General features: G+C 60.2%; 19 protein-coding genes. 15 read left to right on the plus strand and 4 right to left on the minus strand.

Going from position 1 to position 19965, the window contains the following annotated elements; all coding sequences use genetic code 11:
- Nucleotides 1–11 precede the first annotated feature (11 nt).
- The 12 genes from iscX (at nt 12) to J1G35_RS19250 (ending at nt 11598) form a co-directional block, all read left to right on the plus strand.
- Entirely contained in the window at nt 12–212 is a 201-nt protein-coding gene (gene iscX, locus J1G35_RS19195) for a Fe-S cluster assembly protein IscX (protein ID WP_017846180.1), read from the plus strand.
- 92 nt (nt 213–304) lie between these two features.
- Complete coding sequence (ndk, locus tag J1G35_RS19200) at nt 305–730, plus strand: nucleoside-diphosphate kinase (protein WP_017846179.1); 426 nt, start codon at nt 305–307, stop codon at nt 728–730.
- Between the two features lie 29 nt (nt 731–759).
- Nucleotides 760–1908: a 23S rRNA (adenine(2503)-C(2))-methyltransferase RlmN gene (gene rlmN / locus J1G35_RS19205; RefSeq protein WP_053135498.1), complete on the plus strand. Its 1149-nt coding sequence runs from the start codon at nt 760–762 to the stop codon at nt 1906–1908.
- Between the two features lie 12 nt (nt 1909–1920).
- On the plus strand, nt 1921–2679 hold the full coding sequence (gene pilW, locus J1G35_RS19210) for a type IV pilus biogenesis/stability protein PilW (protein WP_223015736.1): 759 nt from the start codon (nt 1921–1923) through the stop codon (nt 2677–2679).
- A complete protein-coding gene (locus J1G35_RS19215) occupies nt 2679–3674 on the plus strand; it encodes a RodZ family helix-turn-helix domain-containing protein (RefSeq protein WP_053135504.1) in 996 nt (331 codons plus the stop codon). Before pilW ends, J1G35_RS19215 begins: the two co-directional genes overlap by 1 nt.
- Nucleotides 3675–3676: 2 nt before the next feature.
- Nucleotides 3677–4786 carry a flavodoxin-dependent (E)-4-hydroxy-3-methylbut-2-enyl-diphosphate synthase gene (gene ispG, locus J1G35_RS19220; RefSeq protein WP_034115889.1) on the plus strand — a complete coding sequence of 370 codons (1110 nt, stop codon included), beginning with the start codon at nt 3677–3679 and terminating at the stop codon, nt 4784–4786.
- Nucleotides 4787–4809: 23 nt separating this feature from the next.
- Entirely contained in the window at nt 4810–6099 is a 1290-nt protein-coding gene (gene hisS / locus J1G35_RS19225) for a histidine--tRNA ligase (protein ID WP_223015737.1), read from the plus strand.
- A 41-nt stretch (nt 6100–6140) separates the two neighbouring features.
- The gene (locus J1G35_RS19230) at nt 6141–6782 is read left to right on the plus strand and encodes a YfgM family protein (protein WP_027605420.1); all 642 of its coding nucleotides are present in this window, start codon (nt 6141–6143) and stop codon (nt 6780–6782) included.
- Entirely contained in the window at nt 6775–7926 is a 1152-nt protein-coding gene (gene bamB / locus J1G35_RS19235; protein WP_053135510.1) for an outer membrane protein assembly factor BamB, read from the plus strand. The genes J1G35_RS19230 and bamB overlap by 8 nt, the downstream gene beginning before the upstream one ends.
- A 139-nt stretch (nt 7927–8065) precedes the next feature.
- Complete coding sequence (gene der / locus J1G35_RS19240; RefSeq protein WP_053135513.1) at nt 8066–9535, plus strand: ribosome biogenesis GTPase Der; 1470 nt, start codon at nt 8066–8068, stop codon at nt 9533–9535.
- 135 nt (nt 9536–9670) lie between these two features.
- Nucleotides 9671–10819 (plus strand): pyridoxal phosphate-dependent aminotransferase, encoded by a 1149-nt coding sequence (locus J1G35_RS19245; RefSeq protein WP_223015738.1) that lies wholly within the window; start codon nt 9671–9673, stop codon nt 10817–10819.
- A complete protein-coding gene (locus J1G35_RS19250) occupies nt 10807–11598 on the plus strand; it encodes an amidohydrolase (protein ID WP_223015739.1) in 792 nt (263 codons plus the stop codon). The genes J1G35_RS19245 and J1G35_RS19250 overlap by 13 nt, the downstream gene beginning before the upstream one ends.
- Nucleotides 11599–11714: 116 nt before the next feature.
- Here J1G35_RS19250 and leuA read toward each other — a convergent pair whose 3' ends face one another.
- From leuA to J1G35_RS19270, 4 genes are all read right to left on the minus strand, one after another.
- The gene (leuA, locus tag J1G35_RS19255; RefSeq protein WP_053135522.1) at nt 11715–13394 is read right to left on the minus strand and encodes a 2-isopropylmalate synthase; all 1680 of its coding nucleotides are present in this window, start codon (nt 13392–13394) and stop codon (nt 11715–11717) included.
- A 324-nt stretch (nt 13395–13718) separates the two neighbouring features.
- Nucleotides 13719–14540 (minus strand): M23 family metallopeptidase, encoded by an 822-nt coding sequence (locus J1G35_RS19260; RefSeq protein WP_223015740.1) that lies wholly within the window; start codon nt 14538–14540, stop codon nt 13719–13721.
- Nucleotides 14541–14543: 3 nt separating this feature from the next.
- Nucleotides 14544–15923: an exodeoxyribonuclease VII large subunit gene (gene xseA / locus J1G35_RS19265; RefSeq protein WP_053135528.1), complete on the minus strand. Its 1380-nt coding sequence runs from the start codon at nt 15921–15923 to the stop codon at nt 14544–14546.
- Between the two features lie 10 nt (nt 15924–15933).
- Complete coding sequence (locus J1G35_RS19270) at nt 15934–16824, minus strand: LysR family transcriptional regulator (protein WP_223015741.1); 891 nt, start codon at nt 16822–16824, stop codon at nt 15934–15936.
- A 99-nt stretch (nt 16825–16923) separates the two neighbouring features.
- Between J1G35_RS19270 and J1G35_RS19275 the strand changes: the two genes are divergently transcribed.
- From J1G35_RS19275 to guaB, 3 genes are all read left to right on the plus strand, one after another.
- Nucleotides 16924–17691, plus strand: a complete 768-nt coding sequence (locus J1G35_RS19275; RefSeq protein WP_223015760.1) for a sulfite exporter TauE/SafE family protein — start codon at nt 16924–16926, stop codon at nt 17689–17691.
- 75 nt (nt 17692–17766) lie between these two features.
- Nucleotides 17767–18315, plus strand: a complete 549-nt coding sequence (locus tag J1G35_RS19280) for a hypothetical protein (RefSeq protein ID WP_027605429.1) — start codon at nt 17767–17769, stop codon at nt 18313–18315.
- A 104-nt stretch (nt 18316–18419) separates the two neighbouring features.
- Nucleotides 18420–19889, plus strand: a complete 1470-nt coding sequence (gene guaB, locus J1G35_RS19285; protein ID WP_003209646.1) for an IMP dehydrogenase — start codon at nt 18420–18422, stop codon at nt 19887–19889.
- Nucleotides 19890–19965 lie beyond the last annotated feature (76 nt).

Genomic DNA, 19965 nt, shown 5'->3' on the forward strand with positions numbered 1-19965 from the left:
AAGGAAGTGTCATGAGTCTTAAATGGGTTGATGTGCAAGAGATCGCTATCCTGTTGGCCGACGGCAACCCGGATATGGATCCCTATTCCCTGAATTTTGTTGCTTTGCGTGACATGGTCATGGCCTTGCCAGGCTTTGATGATGAGCGCGATCGCGGTGGCGAAAAGGTTCTGGAAGCTATCCAGACTGCCTGGAAAGAAGAACAGGACTGACGCCGCCCTTACGCAGGTTAGGCAATACCCAAGAACCCGCGTATAATTCGCGGGTTTAATTTTTCGTAAATTACCGTTTCTGGAGTTACACCATGGCTGTTCAACGTACTTTCTCCATCATCAAGCCTGACGCTGTTGCAAAAAACGTCATCGGCGAGATCACCACTCGTTTCGAAAAAGCCGGCCTGAAGGTTGTAGCTTCGAAACTCAAGCAACTGTCCAAGGCTGAAGCTGAAGGCTTCTACGCTGAGCACAGCGCTCGTGGCTTCTTCGGCGACCTGGTTGCCTTCATGATCTCCGGTCCTGTTGTTGTTCAGGTTCTGGAAGGCGAAAACGCTATCGCTCTGAACCGTGAGCTGATGGGCGCTACCAACCCTAAAGAAGCAGCTGCCGGCACCATCCGTGCTGATTTCGCTGACTCCATCGACGCCAACGCTGTACACGGTTCGGACTCCGAAGCCGCTGCTGCTCGCGAAATCTCGTACTTCTTCGCAGCTACTGAAGTAACCACTCGCTAAGCATCGGCTTAAAGAGTGAGGGTGAATCCATGACGACATCGACTGTAAAAACCAACCTGCTGGGTCTGACTCAACAGGAAATGGAAAAATTCTTCGACTCAATCGGGGAGAAGCGTTTCCGTGCCGGTCAGGTAATGAAATGGATTCACCACTTTGGCGTCGATGATTTCGACGCCATGACGAACGTCAGCAAGGCCCTGCGCGACAAGCTCAAGGCCATTGCTGAAGTGCGTGGCCCCGAAGTGGTCAGCGAGGACATCTCCAGCGACGGCACCCGTAAATGGGTGGTGCGCGTGGCGTCCGGCAGCTGCGTCGAGACCGTGTACATTCCCCAGGGCAAGCGCGGCACCTTGTGCGTTTCGTCCCAGGCAGGCTGTGCCCTGGATTGCAGTTTCTGCTCCACCGGCAAGCAAGGCTTCAATAGCAACCTTACCGCCGCCGAAGTGATCGGCCAGGTGTGGATTGCCAACAAATCTTTTGGCAGCGTCCCGGCGACCGTCGACCGTGCCATCACCAACGTGGTGATGATGGGCATGGGTGAGCCGCTGCTGAACTTCGACAACGTGATTGCGGCCATGCACCTGATGATGGACGACCTGGGCTACGGCATCTCCAAGCGCCGTGTGACCCTGTCGACCTCCGGCGTGGTACCGATGATCGATGAGCTGGCCAAGCACATCGACGTCTCCCTGGCGTTGTCGCTGCACGCACCCAATGACGCATTGCGTAACCAATTGGTGCCGATCAACAAGAAGTATCCGCTTAAGATGCTGCTCGAATCCTGCCAGCGTTACATGGCGACCTTGGGCGAGAAACGCGTGCTGACCATTGAGTACACCATGCTCAAGGACATCAACGACAAGGTCGAACACGCGGTCGAGATGATCGAGTTGCTCAAGAACACCCCGTGCAAGATCAACCTGATTCCGTTCAACCCGTTTCCACATTCTGGCTACGAGCGTCCGAGCAACAACGCCATCCGCCGTTTCCAGGATCAACTGCACCAGGCTGGCTACAACGTCACCGTGCGCACCACCCGTGGTGAAGACATCGACGCTGCCTGTGGCCAATTGGTAGGACAGGTGCTGGATCGCACCCGTCGCAGCGAACGTTATATTGCGGTGCGCGAACTGAGCGCTGCCGACGATATGCCGCAAAGCGCTGTGAATCGAACCTGAGAGAGGATCTCTATGCCCTTGCGCCTTGCGCTGCTCCTGCTTGTTACCGGTCTCCTGGCCGGGTGTATTTCATCGGGCCATGACAGCCCTATGCAAACCGGCAAGAGCCGTGACGAGGCGCGAGTTGCCTATGTGCAACTGGGGCTGGGTTACCTGCGGCAAGGCATGAGCGAACAGGCCAAGGTGCCGTTGAAAAAGGCGCTTGAGCTGGACAGTGACGATGCCGACGCCAATGCCGCACTGGCGCTGGTGTTCCAGGCCCAGGCCGAGCCTGAACTGGCCGACCGTTATTTCAATAAAGCCTTGGCCGCAAAGCCTGCCGACCCGCGGCTGCTGAACAATTACGGCAGCTTCCTGTTCGAGCAGAAGCGTTATGACCAGGCTTCCCGCTATTTCCAGCAAGCATCCTCCGACGTCCTCTACCCAGAGCGTTCGCGGGTGTTCGAGAACCTTGGGGTGACCTCGATGCGCCTCGGCCAGCGCGACAGCGCACGCCAGCAACTGGAAAAAGCCCTGCATTTGAACGGTCATCAGCCACGAGCGCTGCTCGAAATGGCTGAGTTGTCTTACGAAGACAGGCATTATGTGCCGGCACGTGACTATTACGAGCGTTTTAGCCTGCTCAGCGGGCAAAATGCACGTAGTCTATTGCTCGGTGTGCGCCTGGCGACGGTTCATGAAGAACGCGACACGGCCGCACGTTTTGGCCAGCAACTCGAACGACTCTATCCCGGTACGCCGGAATATCAGCAATACCTGTCGGAGCAATGATGAAAGCGGCGCACCCGGAAGTTGTAGCAGCTAATCGCGTAAACCCAGGCGACACCTTGCGTCAGGCCCGCGAAAGCAATGGTTGGTCGCTGGCGGAAGTGGCCCTCAAGCTCAATTTGACCACCACGTCCCTGGGCAACCTTGAGGCCGGCGCATTCGACAAGCTGCCTGGGCATACCTTCGCCCGCGGCTACATTCGCGCCTACGCCAAATTGCTGGGCATTGACCAAGCCATATTGGTCCAGCAATTCGATCAATTCACCGGTACCGACTCCCAGGGTAGCAATGTCCATGGCTTGGGTCGTATTGAAGAACCGGTGCGGGTTTCCCACACGATCCTACGTATTGTCAGCCTCTTGCTGCTGATCGCCGTGATCGGCGGCGGTTTTGTCTGGTGGCAAGACCAGGCTTCCCAGCGCAGCAAGGACCTGACCAGCAACGCGATGGAGCACGTCGAAGTCGAGAGCGCCGACGGCACAACCCAGATTCATCCGTTGGACGAGCCGGAAGACCAGGCCGTGGCCCAATCCCAGACGGCTCCTGAAGCCCCGGCCACCACCGAGCAGTCCGAACCTGAAACCGCTCAGGCCCCTATCGCTGCCGTACCGGCCCCAGTCACACCGGCCGCGCCAGCGGCTCCGGTTGCCCAGGCTCACACACCAGCCGCTCCGGCCCCGGCCCCAGTGACTACAGCGCCAGCCGCCCCGGCAGCCTCGACTATTTCACCGCCCACCACCCCTGCGTTGATCGCCGGTGACGGGCGTGTACAAGTTACCTTCGTTGCTGACTGCTGGACGCAAGTCACCGATGGCAACGGCAAAGTGCTGGTCAGTGGTCTCAAGCGTAAGGGAGATACGCTCGATCTGGGCGGCAAGCCTCCTTTGACGCTGCGTCTGGGCTTTGCCCGTGGCGCGCAAGTGGCCTACAACGGCCAGCCTGTGGACGTGGCGCCGTTCACCAGTGGCGAGACTGCTCGCCTGAAGTTGGGACAATAGTCATGCACGGCGAATCTCCAATCAAACGTCGCGTATCGCGCAAGATCTGGGTCGGTTCGGTGCCGGTGGGTGGTGATGCCCCCATCGCGGTACAGAGCATGACCAACAGCGACACCAATGATGTCGCCGCCACCGTTGCCCAGATCAATCGTCTGGAAGCGGCCGGGGTAGACATCGTGCGGGTATCCGTCCCGGACATGGATGCTGCCGAAGCTTTCGGTCGCATCAAGCAGTTGGTCAAGGTGCCGCTGGTCGCCGACATTCACTTCGACTACAAGATCGCCCTGCGCGTGGCCGAACTGGGTGTCGATTGCCTGCGTATCAACCCGGGCAACATCGGTCGTGAAGACCGTGTGCGCGCCGTGGTGGATGCGGCCCGTGATCGCGGGATCCCGATCCGTATCGGCGTCAACGCCGGTTCCCTGGAAAAAGACCTGCAAAAGAAGTACGGCGAACCCACTCCGGCAGCGCTGGTTGAGTCGGCACTGCGCCACGTTGAACACCTGGAACGCCTGAACTTCCAGGACTTCAAGGTCAGCGTAAAGGCCTCCGACGTGTTCATGGCGGTCGAAGCCTACCGCCTGCTGGCCAAGGAAATCGTGCAACCGTTGCACCTGGGCATCACCGAAGCCGGCGGTTTGCGCTCAGGCACAGTGAAATCTGCGGTGGGTCTCGGTATGCTGCTCGCCGAAGGGATTGGCGATACTATCCGCATCTCGTTGGCGGCAGACCCGGTAGAGGAAGTGAAAGTCGGCTACGACATTCTCAAATCCCTGCGCTTGCGTTCCCGCGGTATCAACTTCATTGCCTGTCCGAGCTGCTCGCGGCAGAACTTCGACGTGGTGAAAACCATGAACGACCTGGAGTTGCGACTCGAAGACCTGCTGGTCCCGCTGGATGTTGCAGTGATCGGCTGTGTGGTCAATGGCCCGGGTGAAGCCAAGGAAGCCCATGTGGGCTTGACCGGCGGCACACCGAACCTGATTTACATCGACGGTAAGCCGTCGCAGAAGTTAACGAATGACAATCTGGTGGATCAGCTGGAAAAGCTGATCCGCGAGAAAGCGGCCGAAAAGGTCGCCGCTGACGCAGCGCTGATCGCTCGCGGCTGATTGAACGAATTTAAGGATTTGATGTGAGCAAGTCTCTGCAAGCCATTCGTGGCATGAACGACATCCTGCCGGAGCAAACGCCGCTGTGGCGCTACTTCGAGAGCACGGTCGCGCGCCTGCTGGATAACTACGGTTACAAGCAGATCCGCATGCCGATCGTCGAATTCACCGAGCTGTTCAAGCGCTCCATCGGTGAAGTGACCGACATCGTCGAAAAAGAGATGTACACCTTTGAAGACCGTAACGGCGACTCCCTGACCTTGCGTCCGGAAGGTACCGCCGCGTGCGTGCGCGCCTTGCTCGAACATGGCCTCACCGGTGGCGGCCAGCCGCAGAAGCTGTGGTACATCGGTCCGATGTTCCGTCACGAGCGCCCACAGAAAGGCCGTTATCGCCAGTTCCACCAGATCGGCCTGGAAGTCTTCAATCTCGACGGCCCGGACATCGATGCCGAGTTGATCGTGCTGACCTGGCGCCTGTGGGGCATGCTGGGTATCCGCGATGCGGTCAAGCTTGAGCTCAACAGCCTGGGCACCAGCGAATCCCGGGGCCGCTACCGCGAAGCCCTGGTGGAATTCCTGTCCGCCCACCTGGACAAGTTGGACGAAGACAGCCAGCGCCGTCTGAAAACCAACCCGTTGCGCGTGCTGGACACCAAGAACGCCGACACGCAAGCCGTACTGGTCGACGCGCCGAAAATGGCCGACTACCTGGACGACGAGTCCCGCACGCACTTCGAGGGCCTCAAGGCCCGCCTGGATGCGGCCGGTATTCCCTACGTGATCAACCCGAAGCTGGTGCGTGGTCTCGATTACTACAGCAAGACCGTGTTCGAGTGGGTCACCGACAAACTCGGCGCCCAGGGCACTGTGTGTGCAGGCGGCCGTTACGACGGCTTGGTCGAGCAAATGGGCGGCAAGCCGACCACCGGCGTAGGTTTTGCCATGGGCATCGAGCGGCTGATCCTGCTGCTGGAAACCCTGGAGCAGGTTCCGGAAGAAATCTCCCGTCAGGTGGATGTGTACCTGTGCGCCTTTGGCGAGGCCGCCGAACTGGCCGCCCTGGCCCTGAGCGAAAAAGTACGTGACCAGTTGCCCAACCTGCGCCTGCAGATCAATGCCGGCGCAGGCAGCTTCAAGAGCCAGTTCAAAAAGGCCGACAAGAGCGGTGCGCTGTACGCGCTGATCCTCGGCGATGACGAGTTGGCCCAGCAAGTGATAGGTTTCAAACCCCTGCGTGGTCAGGGCGAGCAACAGAACATTGCCTTTGATGCGCTCGCCGCACACTTGGCCACCTGCGTCGTGCAGGGTTGAAGCTGTCGAACAGCCGAATTTAGCGATTAAGGAGTATTGGGGTGTCGAGTACTGATGATGAGCAACTGGCCGAGTTCAAGGACTGGTGGCAGCGTAACGGCAAGCCTCTGGTTACCGGCGGCCTGCTGGCTTTAGTGGTGGTGTTCGGCTGGCAAGCCTGGACCAAGTATCAGGCCAACCAATCCCAAGGCGCCTCGATCGTTTATCAGCAATTGCTGGAAACCACCCTGACGCCGGACGGCAAGCCTGATCCTGCGCAAGTGGCGGACCTGGCTGGCAAACTGAAGAACGAATTCGGCGGCAGCACCTACGCCCAATACGGCAGCCTGTTCGTCGCGAAAGTCGCGGTCGATACCGGCAAGCTGGATGACGCCGCTGCAGAACTGAAGGCCATCGCCGACAAACCGACCAACCCGACCCTGGGTGAAATCGCACGTCAGCGCCTGGCACAGGTCCTGGCGGCACAGAACAAGGCTGACGAAGCACTCAAACTGCTCGACGGCGATGCGGACAAGGCATTTGTAGCCACTCGCGAAGAGCTCAAGGGCGACCTGTTGGTCCAATTGGGTCGTACCGACGAAGCCAATGCTGCGTACAAGAAAGCCAAGGCGGCGCTGTCTGATGAAGCGGCGGTCGGTGGCTTACAAATCAAGCTGGACGACTTGGCCAAAGGGGATGCGTGACGTGATCCGTTGGAAACATGCAGCATTGCTGGCTCTGGCCGTTCTGGCCGCGGGTTGCAGCAGCAACAGTAAAAAAGAACTGCCTCCGGCCGAGCTGACCAGCTTCAAGGAAGAAGTCGTCCTGCAAAAGCAATGGAGCCGCTCCATCGGTGACGGCCAGGGCGAGACCTACAACATGTTGGTGCCGGCAATCGACGGTGACAACATTGTGGCCGCTGACGTGACCGGCGTAGTGATCTCCATGGATCGCATGAACGGCGACGTGAAGTGGAAGAAAGACCTTGAATTGCCAGTGTCCGGCGCCGTAGGCGTGGGGTACGGCATGGTCATGCTCGGCACGCTCAAGGGTGAAGTCGTGGCGCTGGACTCCAGCACCGGTGAAGAGAAATGGCGCGCTCGCGTGACCAGTGAAGTCCTCGCACCGCCTGCCACCAACGGCGATATCGTCGTGGTGCAAACCCAGGACGACCGTGTGATCGGCCTGGACGCCAGCACTGGCGAGCAGCGTTGGTTGTACGACAGCACCCCTGCGGTGCTGACCCTGCGCGGTACCAGTGGTCCGGTTGTGACCAACAATCTGGCCGTTGCAGGCCTGTCGACCGGTAAAGTGGTCGCCCTTGACACCAAGAACGGCGTGCCGGCTTGGGAAACCCGTGTGGCCATCCCACAAGGTCGTTCCGAGCTGGATCGCGTAGTGGACATCGACGGTGGCTTGCTGCTGTCGGGTGAAACCCTCTACGTCGCGACTTACCAGGGCCGCGTTGCCGCGCTGGACCTGCAGAGCGGCCGTGTTAACTGGCAGCGTGATGCTTCCAGTTATGCGGGTGTCGCCCAAGGGTTTGGCAGCGTCTACGTAAGCCTATCGTCCGGCACCGTTGAAAGTGTCGACGAGCGTTCCACCACTGCACTGTGGAGCAACGACTCCCTGGCCCGTCGTCAACTGTCGGCCCCGGAAGTGTTCTCCAGCTACGTAGCGGTCGGCGACTTCGAAGGCTACCTGCACCTGCTGAGCCAGGTGGATGGTCGTTTTGTAGGTCGTGAGCGTATCGACAGCGATGGCCTGCGTGCCCGTCCGCTGGTCGTGGGTAACATGCTTTATGTGTTTGGCAACAGCGGCAAGCTGGAAGCCCTGACCATCAAGTAAAGGTTTGACTATGCTTGGGGTAAAACCCAGGCGGCCCCGCTTCGGCGGGGCATGCGGCATTTGAATATGCTGCCCCGAGCACCAGCCGCTGCCTTGCAGCGGCTTTTGTATTTTCTGAAATAACGAAGTGGAGAGCCGCATGGTTCCCGTAATCGCCCTGGTGGGCCGACCTAACGTCGGCAAGTCCACCTTGTTCAACCGCCTGACCAGGACTCGCGACGCCATTGTCGGCGACTTGTCCGGTTTGACCCGTGATCGCCAATACGGTGAGGCAAAGTGGCAAGGGCGCTCCTACATTATTGTCGACACCGGTGGTATCTCCGGTGATGAGCATGGCATGGACGAAAAGATGGCCGAGCAGTCTCTGCTGGCCATTGAAGAAGCCGATGTCGTGTTGTTCCTGGTGGACGCCCGCGCGGGCTACACCGCTGCCGACCAGATGATTGGCGAGCACCTGCGCAAGCGCAACAAGCGTTCCTATCTGGTCGCCAACAAGATCGACAACATCGATCCTGAGGCGGCCCGTGCCGAATTCAGCCCGATGGGCCTTGGCGACGCGATCCCGGTCGCGGGTGCCCACGGTCGCGGCATCACCCAGATGCTGGAAATCGCCCTGCGCGACTTCCCTAAGGATGACGCCGAGGAAGAAGAAGGCGAAGAAGAGATCGTTGCCGAAGGCGAGGAAGCCAAGCGCATTCCTGGCCCTAGTGAAAAAGACGGTATCAAGATCGCGATCATCGGTCGCCCGAACGTGGGCAAGTCGACCCTGGTCAACCGTATGCTCGGTGAAGACCGTGTAATCGTCTACGACCAGCCCGGCACCACCCGCGACAGTATCTACATCCCGTTTGAGCGTAACGACGAGAAGTACACGCTGATCGACACCGCCGGTGTGCGCAAGCGCGGCAAGATCCACGAGGAAGTTGAAAAGTTCTCCGTGGTGAAAACCCTGCAGGCGATCAAAGACGCCAACGTGGTGATCTTCGTGATGGACGCCCGCGAAGGCGTGGTGGACCACGATCTCAACCTGCTGGGCTTTGCCCTCGAAGCGGGTCGTGCCCTGGTCATCGCGATCAACAAGTGGGACGGCATGACGCCGAGCGAGCGCGATTTCGTCAAGATCGAGCTGCAGCGCCGCCTGTTCTTCGTCGAATTCGCCGATATTCACTTTATCTCGGCCCTGCACGGCACGGGTGTGGGCAACCTCTACGCCTCCGTACAGAACTCGTTCAAGTCTGCCGTGACCCGCTGGCCGACCAACCGTCTGACCCAGATCCTCGAAGACGCCGTTGGCGAGCACGCGCCGCCGATGGTCAACAACCGTCGGATCAAACTGCGTTACGCCCACTTGGGTGGTGCCAACCCGCCGATTATCGTGATCCACGGTAACCAGATCGAGAAGGTGCCCAAGTCCTACGTGCGTTACCTGGAAAACACCTACCGCCGTGTCTTGAAACTGGTCGGTACGCCGATCCGCATCGAGTTCAAGGGTGGCGAGAACCCATACGAAGGCAACAAGAACACGCTGACGGACCGTCAGGTGAACAAGAAGCGTCGTTTGATGACTCACCACAAGAAGGCCGACAAGAAGCGCCGCGACAAGAAATAGCAGCCGCTTCACGTTGTAAGCTACAAGCCGCAAGAGAGGGCTCCTTTGGAGCCCTTTTTTGTGCCTGGCGGTTTGTCGCTTGACCTGCTTGCAGCTTGCAGCTTAAAACTTGCAGCTCACCTGCAGGGGCCTCCGATGATCACCAGCAAGCTGCCAAATGTCGGCACGACCATTTTCACCACCATGTCGCAACTCGCTGCCGAAACCGGCGCGCTCAACCTGTCCCAGGGGTTTCCCGACTTCAACGGCCCTCAGGCGTTGCTCGATGCCGTGGGCAAACATGTTGCCAGCGGGCATAACCAATATTCCCCCATGACCGGCCTGCCGGCCCTGCGTCAGCAAGTGGCGGCCAAGATTGCCCGCAGCTATGGCGCCGCGCTCAGCCCTGACAGTGAAGTGACCATCACCCCCGGTGCCACTGCTGCGATCTTCTGCGCCATCCAGGCAGTGATTCGCAGTGGCGATGAAGTCATTGTGTTTGACCCCTGCTACGACAGCTATGAGCCCTCGGTCGAGTTGGCCGGTGGTCGCTGCGTGCATGTGCAACTGAGCCTGCAGGGCTTTGCATTGGACTTCGAGAAGATCAAGGCCGCGCTGTCGCCACGCACGCGCATGATCATCCTTAACACCCCGCACAACCCAACCGGCGCGCTGATCAGTCGTGCCGAGCTCGATCAATTGGCGGCATTGATCCGCGACCGCGATATCTACCTGGTCAGCGACGAGGTCTACGAGCACCTGGTATTCGACGGTGTGTCCCACGTCAGCGTGTTGGCGCACGAAGAGCTGTACCAGCGGGCGTTCGTGGTCAGTTCCTTCGGCAAGACCTACCATGTCACCGGCTGGAAAACCGGTTACGTCGTCGCGCCACCGGCCCTGACGGCGGAACTGCGCAAGGTGCATCAGTACGTCAACTTCTGTGGCGTGACCCCGTTGCAGTTCGCGTTGGCTGACTTTATGGCCGAACACCCGGAACACGTCGACGAACTACCGGCGTTCTACCAGGCCAAACGCGACCTGTTCTGCGACCTGCTGGCGCCGTCGCGCTTCCACTTTACCCGGGTGACCGGAACCTACTTCCAGTTGGTCGACTACTCACAAATACGCCCGGACCTGGATGACGTCGCCATGTCCCTGTGGATGACCCGCGAACACGGCGTGGCGACCATCCCTGTCTCAGTGTTCTACCAGAGCCCACCGCAAGGCCAGCGCCTGGTGCGGCTGTGTTTTGCCAAGCGTGAGGAGACGCTGCGACAAGCAGCGGAAAAACTATGCGTGATCTGACTGCATTGCCTGACCTGACGATCGCCCTGGTCCAGACCACCCTGGCCTGGCATGACCGCCAGGCCAACCTTGAGCATTTCGAAGGCCTGCTGGAACAAGCCCGCGGCGCCGATCTGATCGTGCTGCCGGAGATGTTCACCACTGGTTTTTCCATGGAGTCGCAAACCCTCGCCGAGCCGGAAAACGGTGTGACCCATCGTTGGCTGCAAACTCAGGCGGCGAAGTACGACGCGGTGATCACCGGCAGCGTGATCATCCAGGCCGCCGACGGCAGCCACCGCAACCGCTTGCTCTGGGCGCGACCGGATGGTGAGGTGTGGCATTACGACAAGCGCCACCTGTTCCGCATGGCCGGTGAGCACGATCACTACACGCCCGGCGAGCGTCAGGTGCAGTTTGAGTTGAAGGGCTGGCGTATTCGTCCGCTGATTTGCTACGACCTGCGCTTCCCGGTGTGGAGTCGGGATGCCCAGGACACGGACTTGCTGCTGTACACCGCCAATTGGCCGGGAGCGCGGCGCCAACATTGGAACCGGTTGTTGCCGGCGCGGGCTATCGAGAACCTGTGCTACGTGGCAGCGGTGAATCGAGTAGGCACCGACGGTAAGGGCTTTGCCTACACCGGCGATAGCCAGGTGCTGGATTTCCAGGGCGAGAGCCTGCTGAGTGCGGGGGAGGCCGACGGCGTGTTCCAGGTGTGCCTGGGCGCGGCTGAACTGGCGGCGTATCGCACTAAGTTTCCGGCGAACCTGGATGCAGATAGCTTTCAGTTTGTCTGACACACCGCTATCGGGGACAAGCCCCCGATGAGTCCCTGACAGGCAACCCAAATCTGAAACTCAATAAAAAAGGCCCCTGGGTTCTCACCCAGGGGCCTTCTGTATGACGGCGAAGGTTACGCCGCTTTCGCTTCCTGCTGGCTCAACGAACGGTTCAGTGCACTGAACAGTGCCTTGAAGCTCGCCGTGGTGATGTTTTCATCAATGCCCACACCATGCACCGGACGTTCACCGTTCACACGCAGTTCGATATAGGCCGCTGCCTTGGCATTGGTGCCCGCGCCGATCGCATGTTCGTTGTAGTCCATGATTTCCACACCAATCGGCAGGCCGGCCACCAGGGCTTCCAGCGCGCCATTGCCTTTGCCTTTCCAGTGCAGGTTGGTTTCGCCCTGGCCCTTGCCCGAGACTTCCACTTCGACAAAGCTGTTGCCGTTTTCTTCCTGCAGGCGATGGCTGACCAGCGCGTACGGGGTGTTGGCCTGCAGGTATTCGCGCTGCAGCAAGGCGTAGATCTGCGGTGCAGTCATTTCCAGGCCCACGCGGTCGGTTTCGGCCTGGACCACCTGGCTGAACTCGATCTGCATGCGGCGTGGCAAGCTGATGTCGTATTCCTGCTCCAGCAAGTAGGCGATGCCGCCTTTGCCCGACTGGCTGTTCACCCGAATCACCGCCTCGTAGCTGCGACCGATATCGGCTGGGTCGATCGGCAAGTACGGCACTTCCCACAGCGCATCATCTTTCTGTTGGGAGAAGCCTTTGCGGATCGCGTCCTGGTGAGAACCGGAGAAAGCGGTGTGCACCAGGTCGCCGACGTATGGATGACGTGGATGTACCTGGATCTGGTTGCACTCCTCGACGACTTTACGCACGCCGTCAATATCGGAGAAATCCAGTTGCGGGTCGAGGCCCTGGGTGTACATGTTCAACGCCACGGTGACGAGGTCGACGTTACCGGTGCGCTCGCCGTTGCCGAACAGGCAACCTTCGACACGGTCTGCGCCGGCCATCAGGCCCAGTTCAGTGGCGGCTACACCGGTGCCACGGTCGTTGTGGGTGTGCAGGCTGATGATCACGCTGTCACGACGATTGATATGGCGACCGAACCACTCGATCTGGTCGGCATAGATGTTCGGCGTAGCGCACTCGACGGTGGCTGGCAGGTTGAGGATCATCTTGTGCTCAGGCGTCGGGTTCCACACCTCGATCACCGCATCGCAGACTTCCTTGGCGAACTCCAATTCGGTAGCGCTGAAGGTCTCCGGCGAGTACTCGAAGGTCCACTGGGTTTCGGGCTGCTGGGCGGCGTATTTGACGAACAGCTTGGCCGCATTGACCGCGATGGCCTTGATCCCGTCCTTGTCCTGGTTGAACACGATGCGGCGGAACGACGGCGAGGTGGCGTTGTACAGATGCACGATGGCCTTTTTGGCGCCGCGCAGGGATTCGAAGGTACGTGCGATCAGGTCTTCACGACCCTGGGTCAGCACCTGGATGGTGGTGTCCTCGGGGATGTGGTTGTCTTCGATCAGGGTACGCACGAAGTCGAAATCGGTTTGCGATGCGGCCGGGAACGAGGCCTCGATCTCTTTCACGCCGACGGCGACCAGGGTCTTCCAGAAGCGCAGCTTTTTCACCGCGTCCATGGGCTCGATCAGCGATTGGTTGCCATCACGCAGGTCGGAGCTGCACCAGATCGGCGCGCTGGTGATGGTTTTGGAAGGCCAGGTGCGATCCGGGATATCAATGGTCGGAAACGCGCGGTACTTCGAAGACGGGTCTTTGAGCATGCTCATCGGGAAATCCTTTGTTGTAGGGGCCGAGAAAAGGCGGCCTGCCGTAGAACTGTTTTTAGGGATAAAGCTTAAAGACGAGGCAGATCGATTCAGCCTGGCAGTCGTGCGCTGACAAGGCACAGGCTGCGGTGCTGGCGGAGCTGAATGAGGGTGTGAGAGGTTTTCATAAGCTCAACCCTAACCGCCGGGGTGAAAGATGGCAAGCAGTCGCTAAAAATTGAGAGAAGTTCTTTTATCTGTGTATGAAACGGGATTTTATGCTTGGGAATTGCGCCAGGGCTAGATTAAATTGCGCGACCGTTATCGGGCGCGCAATCGCTTCATTCACGGTTGGAAGGCCCCGATGAAAATCGCCGGGTCGACTCGCGCATCGTTCAGGCTGACATTCCAATGCATATGCGGCCCGGTCGCGCGGCCGGTCGCGCCGACCTTGCCCACCACAGCACCGCGCGCCAGTTGCTGGCCGACCTTCACGTCGATCTTCGACATGTGGCAGAACATGCTGATAAAGCCCTGGCCATGGTCGACGAACACGGTGTTGCCGTTAAAGAAATAGTTGCCTACCAGAATCACCTTACCGTTCGCCGGCGTCTTGATCGGCGTGCCGGCCGGCACTGCGAAGTCCAGGCCCGAATGGGGATTGCGCTCTTCACCGTTGAAGAAGCGACGCACGCCGAACTTGCTCGACAGCGGTCCGTTCACCGGTTTGTCCAGCACCAGGTTGCTCGGCACGTTCGGGCTGAAACTGCGATAGGCCTTGAGCTGCACGGCCAACTCGCCCTCGATGCGCTTGAGTTGCGCCGGGTCCGGGTTGACCTGGCTCTTGTTCTTCAAGGTGATGCGTTGCTCGGGGTACTTCTTGTAACCAACGATAAACGGCAGGGTGCGCCCGCCGCTGCTGATGCGCTCGTTGCCCGGCTTGACCGTCAGCGGAATACCGACAATCGCCAGCCAGTTGTCTTGCTCCTTCACCACCAGCACCGGTTTGCCTTGGTACGTGGCTTTCGGCGCTGCGGCGGCGGGTCCCAGTTCGACCACGGCAACACCACCCGGCACGGGTTTGTTGAGGGTGCGGGTGATGTAGCTGTCGGCATGGGCATTAAAGGCAAGGCATAGCAGCATCAACAGGCTGAATAAACGTGGCATCGATCAATCCAGTAGCGAAAGGGTAACGGGTGTCAGGTGGTTGTCTTCCACCCGCACTTGCAATTGACCTTCACCGAGGCGCGCGGTGAGGCGTTGGCCGGTGTGGGTTTGCGCGGCGTTGCGGATGGCCTGGCCACGTTCGTCGAGCAAAATGCTGTAGCCACGGCCCAGGGTCGCCAGCGGGCTGACCACCTGCAACGTCTGCACTTGGCTTTGCAGTTGCAGGCGACGCGCCTTGAGGCCTTCGCGCATGGCACGCGGCAGGCGTTCGGCGAGGCTGTCGAGGCGCTGGCGCAGCAGGGCCAACTGGCGGCCTGGATGCTGGCCGGCGAGGCGGGTTTCCAGGCGGATCAGGCGTTCGCGACGGGTATTGAGGCTGCGCTCGAAGGCGCGGCGCAGGCGCATATCCAGGTCATCCAGGCGCTGGGCCTGCTGGCGCAGACGTTCGCCGGGGTGCCGCAGGCGCCGGGCCATGCCTTCCAGGCGCAGGCGGTCGTGGGTCAGGCGATTGCGCATCAGCATCACCAGGCGGCGATGCAGGTTTTCCACCTGGCGCACCAGGTGGCTGGCGTCCGGTGCCAGCAACTCGGCGGCGGCAGACGGGGTAGGCGCGCGCACGTCCGCCACAAAGTCGCTGATGGACACATCGGTCTCATGGCCGACGGCGCTGACGATCGGCGTCACGCAAGCGTCCACCGCACGGGCCACGGCCTCTTCGTTGAAGCACCAGAGGTCCTCCAGGGAGCCACCGCCACGGGCCAGGATCAGCGCGTCAAAGCCTCGGGCGTCCGCCAGCTTCAACGCCCGCACAATCTGCGGGATCGCTTCGCGGCCTTGCACGGCGGTAGGGATCAATGTCAGCTCGACGTTCGGCGCGCGACGACGGAACACGCTGATGATGTCGCGGATCACCGCACCCGTGGGCGAACTGATAATGCCGATGCGGCGCGGGTGGGCCGGCAGCGGCACCTTGCGCTCGGCGCTGAACAGGCCTTCGGCGCTGAGCTTTTCCTTCAGGGCATCGAAGGCCAGGCGCAGCGCACCATCGCCGGCGGGTTCGACGGTATCGAGGATCAACTGGTAGTCGCCCCGGCCCTCGAACAGCGAGACCTTGCCGCGCACCTTCACCGCCAGGCCATCCTTCAGCGCCTGGCGCACCCGAGCGGCATTGTTGCGAAACAACGCACACCGCACCTGGGCGCCGCTGTCCTTGAGGGTGAAGTACACGTGGCCGGAGGCCGGGCGGGCGAGGTTGGAGATCTCGCCTTCGACCCAGATATTGGTGAACACGTCTTCCAGCAACACCCGCGCGCGGCCGTTGAGTTGGCTGACAGTCAGGACTTCGCGGTCGAGGCCCAAGCGGGCAAAAGGATCTTTAATCATGGGCGGCAGTTTATAGGCATTCGCGCAAGGTTTGACAGAATTGCTCCACCAGCGCGCTCGGTGATGGCGGGCAGGCCAGGGCCACGGTGCTCAGGCAGTCCGGGTCGGCCAGGGGCAAAAAGTGCACGTCGGCCGGGGCGATGTCCTGCATGGACGTTGGCAGCAAGGCTATACCGAAGCCGGCCTGGATCAACTGCAACTGTGTAGTCTTGCGTGACATCACCCGCGCGGCCTTGGGGAAAAATCCCGCACGCATGCACAGCTCGGCCGACAGATAACTCAGGCCGCCGCGCTGGGGATGGGGGATAGAGATAAACACCTCGTCCCTCAATTGCCCCAGTTCGACGGGAGCCCGGTTGCGTGCCAGCGCATGATTCGCAGGCACGGCCAGCAGCAGTTGCTCACTGTATAAGGGCATGACCCGCACACCGTCGCGCTGGCGCAACACGGGCAAGCGCAGCACCCCGACATCCAGGCGACCGTCGGTAATTTCTTCCAACTGCGCTTCGGAGGACAGTTTGGCGATATCCATCGACACGCCGGGACAGCGTTCCAGCCAAGTGCTGATGCCTTGCAGTAACGGGCCGCTCATCGGCACGGTGCTCGAATGGCTCAGGCGCAGGGTGCCTAGTTGGCCATTGCCGACCTGGGTCGCCATTTCACTGGCCTTGTGCAGCTCACCCAGCAGGTTGCGCGCCCGAGGATAAAAGGCTTCGCCGGCAGCGGTCAGCCGGGGCTGGCGCGCGGTGCGTTCAAACAGCGGGGTTTGCAGTTGGATTTCCAGCTCCTTGATCTGCCGGCTCAGGGCCGACTGCGCGACAAACAAACGTTCGGCGGCAGCGCTGAAGCTGCCGCTGTCGGCGATTTCGACGAAGTAACGCAGTTGGCGGGTGGAAATCACGCGTCATGCCTTTTCGAGATGGGTGGAGGGCTTTGAAGATATTAGTCGCAACCCTCGCCGCTGGCTAAAGTGATGGCTATCTCCTACAAGGAATACCCCATGAGCCCGGTTGAGCTGATGAGTCAGTGGTCGTTTGGCGGTGTCGATTGGCTGGTGATCGGCCTGGGCATCGTCGTGGCCTATATCGTGTTTGGCATCGCGGGATTCGGCACGGCGTTGGTGGCCGGGCCGGTCCTGCTTGTGTTTATGCCCCTGTCGAAAATCATCCCGCTGCTGGTGCTGCTGGATTTTGTCGCGGCGTTTGGTGGCCTGCTGCAAACGCGACGAGAGGTGAACAAGCCGGAGCTGCTGCGATTGCTGCCGTGCATGGCGATTGGCTGCACCCTCGGCGTGGTGTTTTTGCTCAATCTGCATTCGGATCTGTTGCTGCTGTTGATGGGGCTGTTTATCAGCGCCTATGCGATTTACAGCCTGGCGGTGAAAACCCGGCCCACGCAAATGGCGGCGGGGTGGTCGATCCCGATGGGCACCGTGGGCGGGCTGTTTGGGGCGTTGTTCGGCAGTGGTGGCTTTTTATATGCAATCTATCTGAACAGCCGCTTGCCCAAGGACGCGGCACGCGCCACCCAAAGCGCGCTGATCAGTTGCAGTACGGTGGTGCGCCTGAGCCTGTTCCTGATCGCCGGGGTGTATGCTGATTTGCCGCTGCTGATGTTGGCACTCTGCCTGTTGCCCGCAATGATCCTGGGGCTGTGGTGTGGGCGCAGGCTGACGATGCGCATGTCTCGTGAGGCCTTCGTTCGGTTGGTGACCTGGCTGGTATTGGCCAGTGGCATTGCATTGATTGGGCGGTACTTGAGCACTTGACCTGATTTCTTCAGGGATTAAGCTGCCGTCCTCCCGGGCCCGCGATGGGGCCAGAAGCCACACCGCAGGACTCTCATGAATTCCCAAAGCATCCTTGTCCCGAAAATCTCCACCTTGCCTGTCCACGAACCCCGCGCCCGGGCGATCGTGCGTTGGCTGGTGCGCAAGAACATCATCAAGGAAGAACTGACCACCTGTGGCCGCACCGGCAACCGCATGGCCTACGCCCTGGCCGATGGCGCCCGCGCCGTGGTGCTGCACCCCGAAGCGCTGCCGTTCAACGAGCCGGTCAATGGCCTGGAGATCATCTACAAGCGCTGCATCTACACCCCGGCCAAGGGCTTTCTCGAAGAAGCCGGCTGCCCGGAATGCCTCAAGGAAGTCGGCGAGGCGTTGTTCGAAAGCCTGGAAGACTGGATGCCCGGCCACACCGACAACTTCACCTGCCCGCTGTGTGGGCATGAAGATGACATCAATGGGTTTCTGTTCTTGCAGGAGTGCGGGTTTTCCAACCTGGGGTTCATCTTCAACAACTGGGCGGAGGCGGGGTTCAAGCAGAGCTTTATCGACGAATTCGCCGATTGGCTGGACCAGAAGATCAGCTGGGTCAAAGTCGAGCTGTAGCCCTTCTATCACTATTCCCAAATATGTCAGAGTTTTACATTGAGACCTGGGGGGTGTCTGAGTATAATGGCGCGCTTCCATTTTCCCGCTCGGGAGCCCCCGCGATGCTGCGTATCAGCCAAGAAGCTCTGACATTCGACGACATTCTCCTAGTGCCCGGTTATTCCGAGGTGCTTCCTAACGAAGTCAGTCTCAAGACCCGCCTAACCCGTGGCATCGAGCTGAATATTCCCCTGGTTTCCGCTGCCATGGACACCGTCACTGAAGCCCGTTTGGCAATCGCCATGGCTCAGGAAGGCGGCATCGGCATCATCCACAAGAACATGACCATCGAGCAGCAAGCTGCCGAAGTGCGCAAGGTCAAGCGTTACGAAGCCGGTGTGGTGAAAGATCCGATCACCATCGAAGCCGACGCTACCGTGCGTGATCTGTTCGACCTGACCCGCCTGCACAACATCTCCGGCGTTCCGGTACTGCACGATGGCGACCTGGTCGGCATCGTCACTTCCCGTGACGTGCGTTTCGAGAACCGTCTTGAAGTCACCGTCCGCGAAGTGATGACGCCTAAAGAGCGCCTCGTGACTGTCAAGGAAGGCGCCGACAAGAACGATGTGCGCGAACTGCTGCACAAGCACCGCATCGAGCGCGTGCTGATCGTCGACGACAAATTCGCCCTCAAAGGCATGATGACCGTCAATGACATCGAAAAAGCCAAGGCTTACCCGCTGGCCAGCAAGGACGACCAAGGTCGTCTGCGCGTCGGCGCTGCGGTCGGTACCGGCAAAGACACTGGCGACCGCGTAGCGGCCCTGGTGGCTGCCGGCGTTGACGTGGTAGTGGTCGACACTGCCCACGGTCACTCCAAAGGCGTGATCGACCGCGTTCGCTGGGTCAAGCAGAACTTCCCTGACGTGCAGGTGATCGGCGGCAACATTGCCACCGGCGCTGCCGCCAAGGCCCTGGCCGAAGCCGGTGCCGATGCGGTCAAGGTCGGTATCGGCCCTGGCTCGATCTGCACCACGCGTATCGTTGCCGGTGTGGGCGTGCCGCAAATCAGCGCCATCGCCAACGTCGCCGCTGCCCTTGAAGGCACCGGCGTTCCGTTGATCGCTGACGGCGGCATCCGTTTCTCAGGTGACCTGTCCAAGGCCATCGTTGCCGGTGCTTCCTGCGTGATGATGGGCTCGATGTTCGCCGGTACTGAAGAAGCGCCGGGCGAGATCGAACTGTTCCAGGGTCGTTCCTACAAGGCTTACCGCGGCATGGGTTCGCTGGGCGCCATGTCCCAGGCGCAAGGCTCTTCCGACCGTTACTTCCAGGACTCCTCGGCAGGCGCCGAGAAGCTCGTACCGGAAGGCATCGAAGGCCGTGTGCCGTACAAGGGCACCCTGAGCGCCATCATCCATCAACTGATGGGCGGCCTGCGTTCCTCGATGGGCTACACCGGCAGCGCCGACATCGAAGAAATGCGCACCAAGCCAGAGTTCGTACGGATCACCGGCGCCGGCATGGCTGAATCCCATGTCCACGACGTGCAGATCACCAAGGAAGCGCCAAACTACCGCGTAGGTTGAGGCTTCCAGCAAAACGTTAAGTAACCGGGGCTGTTCTTTCAGCCCCGAGTTGTTTCTGATTCATTAGACGAGACTG

It is taken from the genome of Pseudomonas sp. SH10-3B (genome assembly GCF_019891415.1).
Classification (GTDB): Bacteria; Pseudomonadota; Gammaproteobacteria; order Pseudomonadales; family Pseudomonadaceae; genus Aquipseudomonas.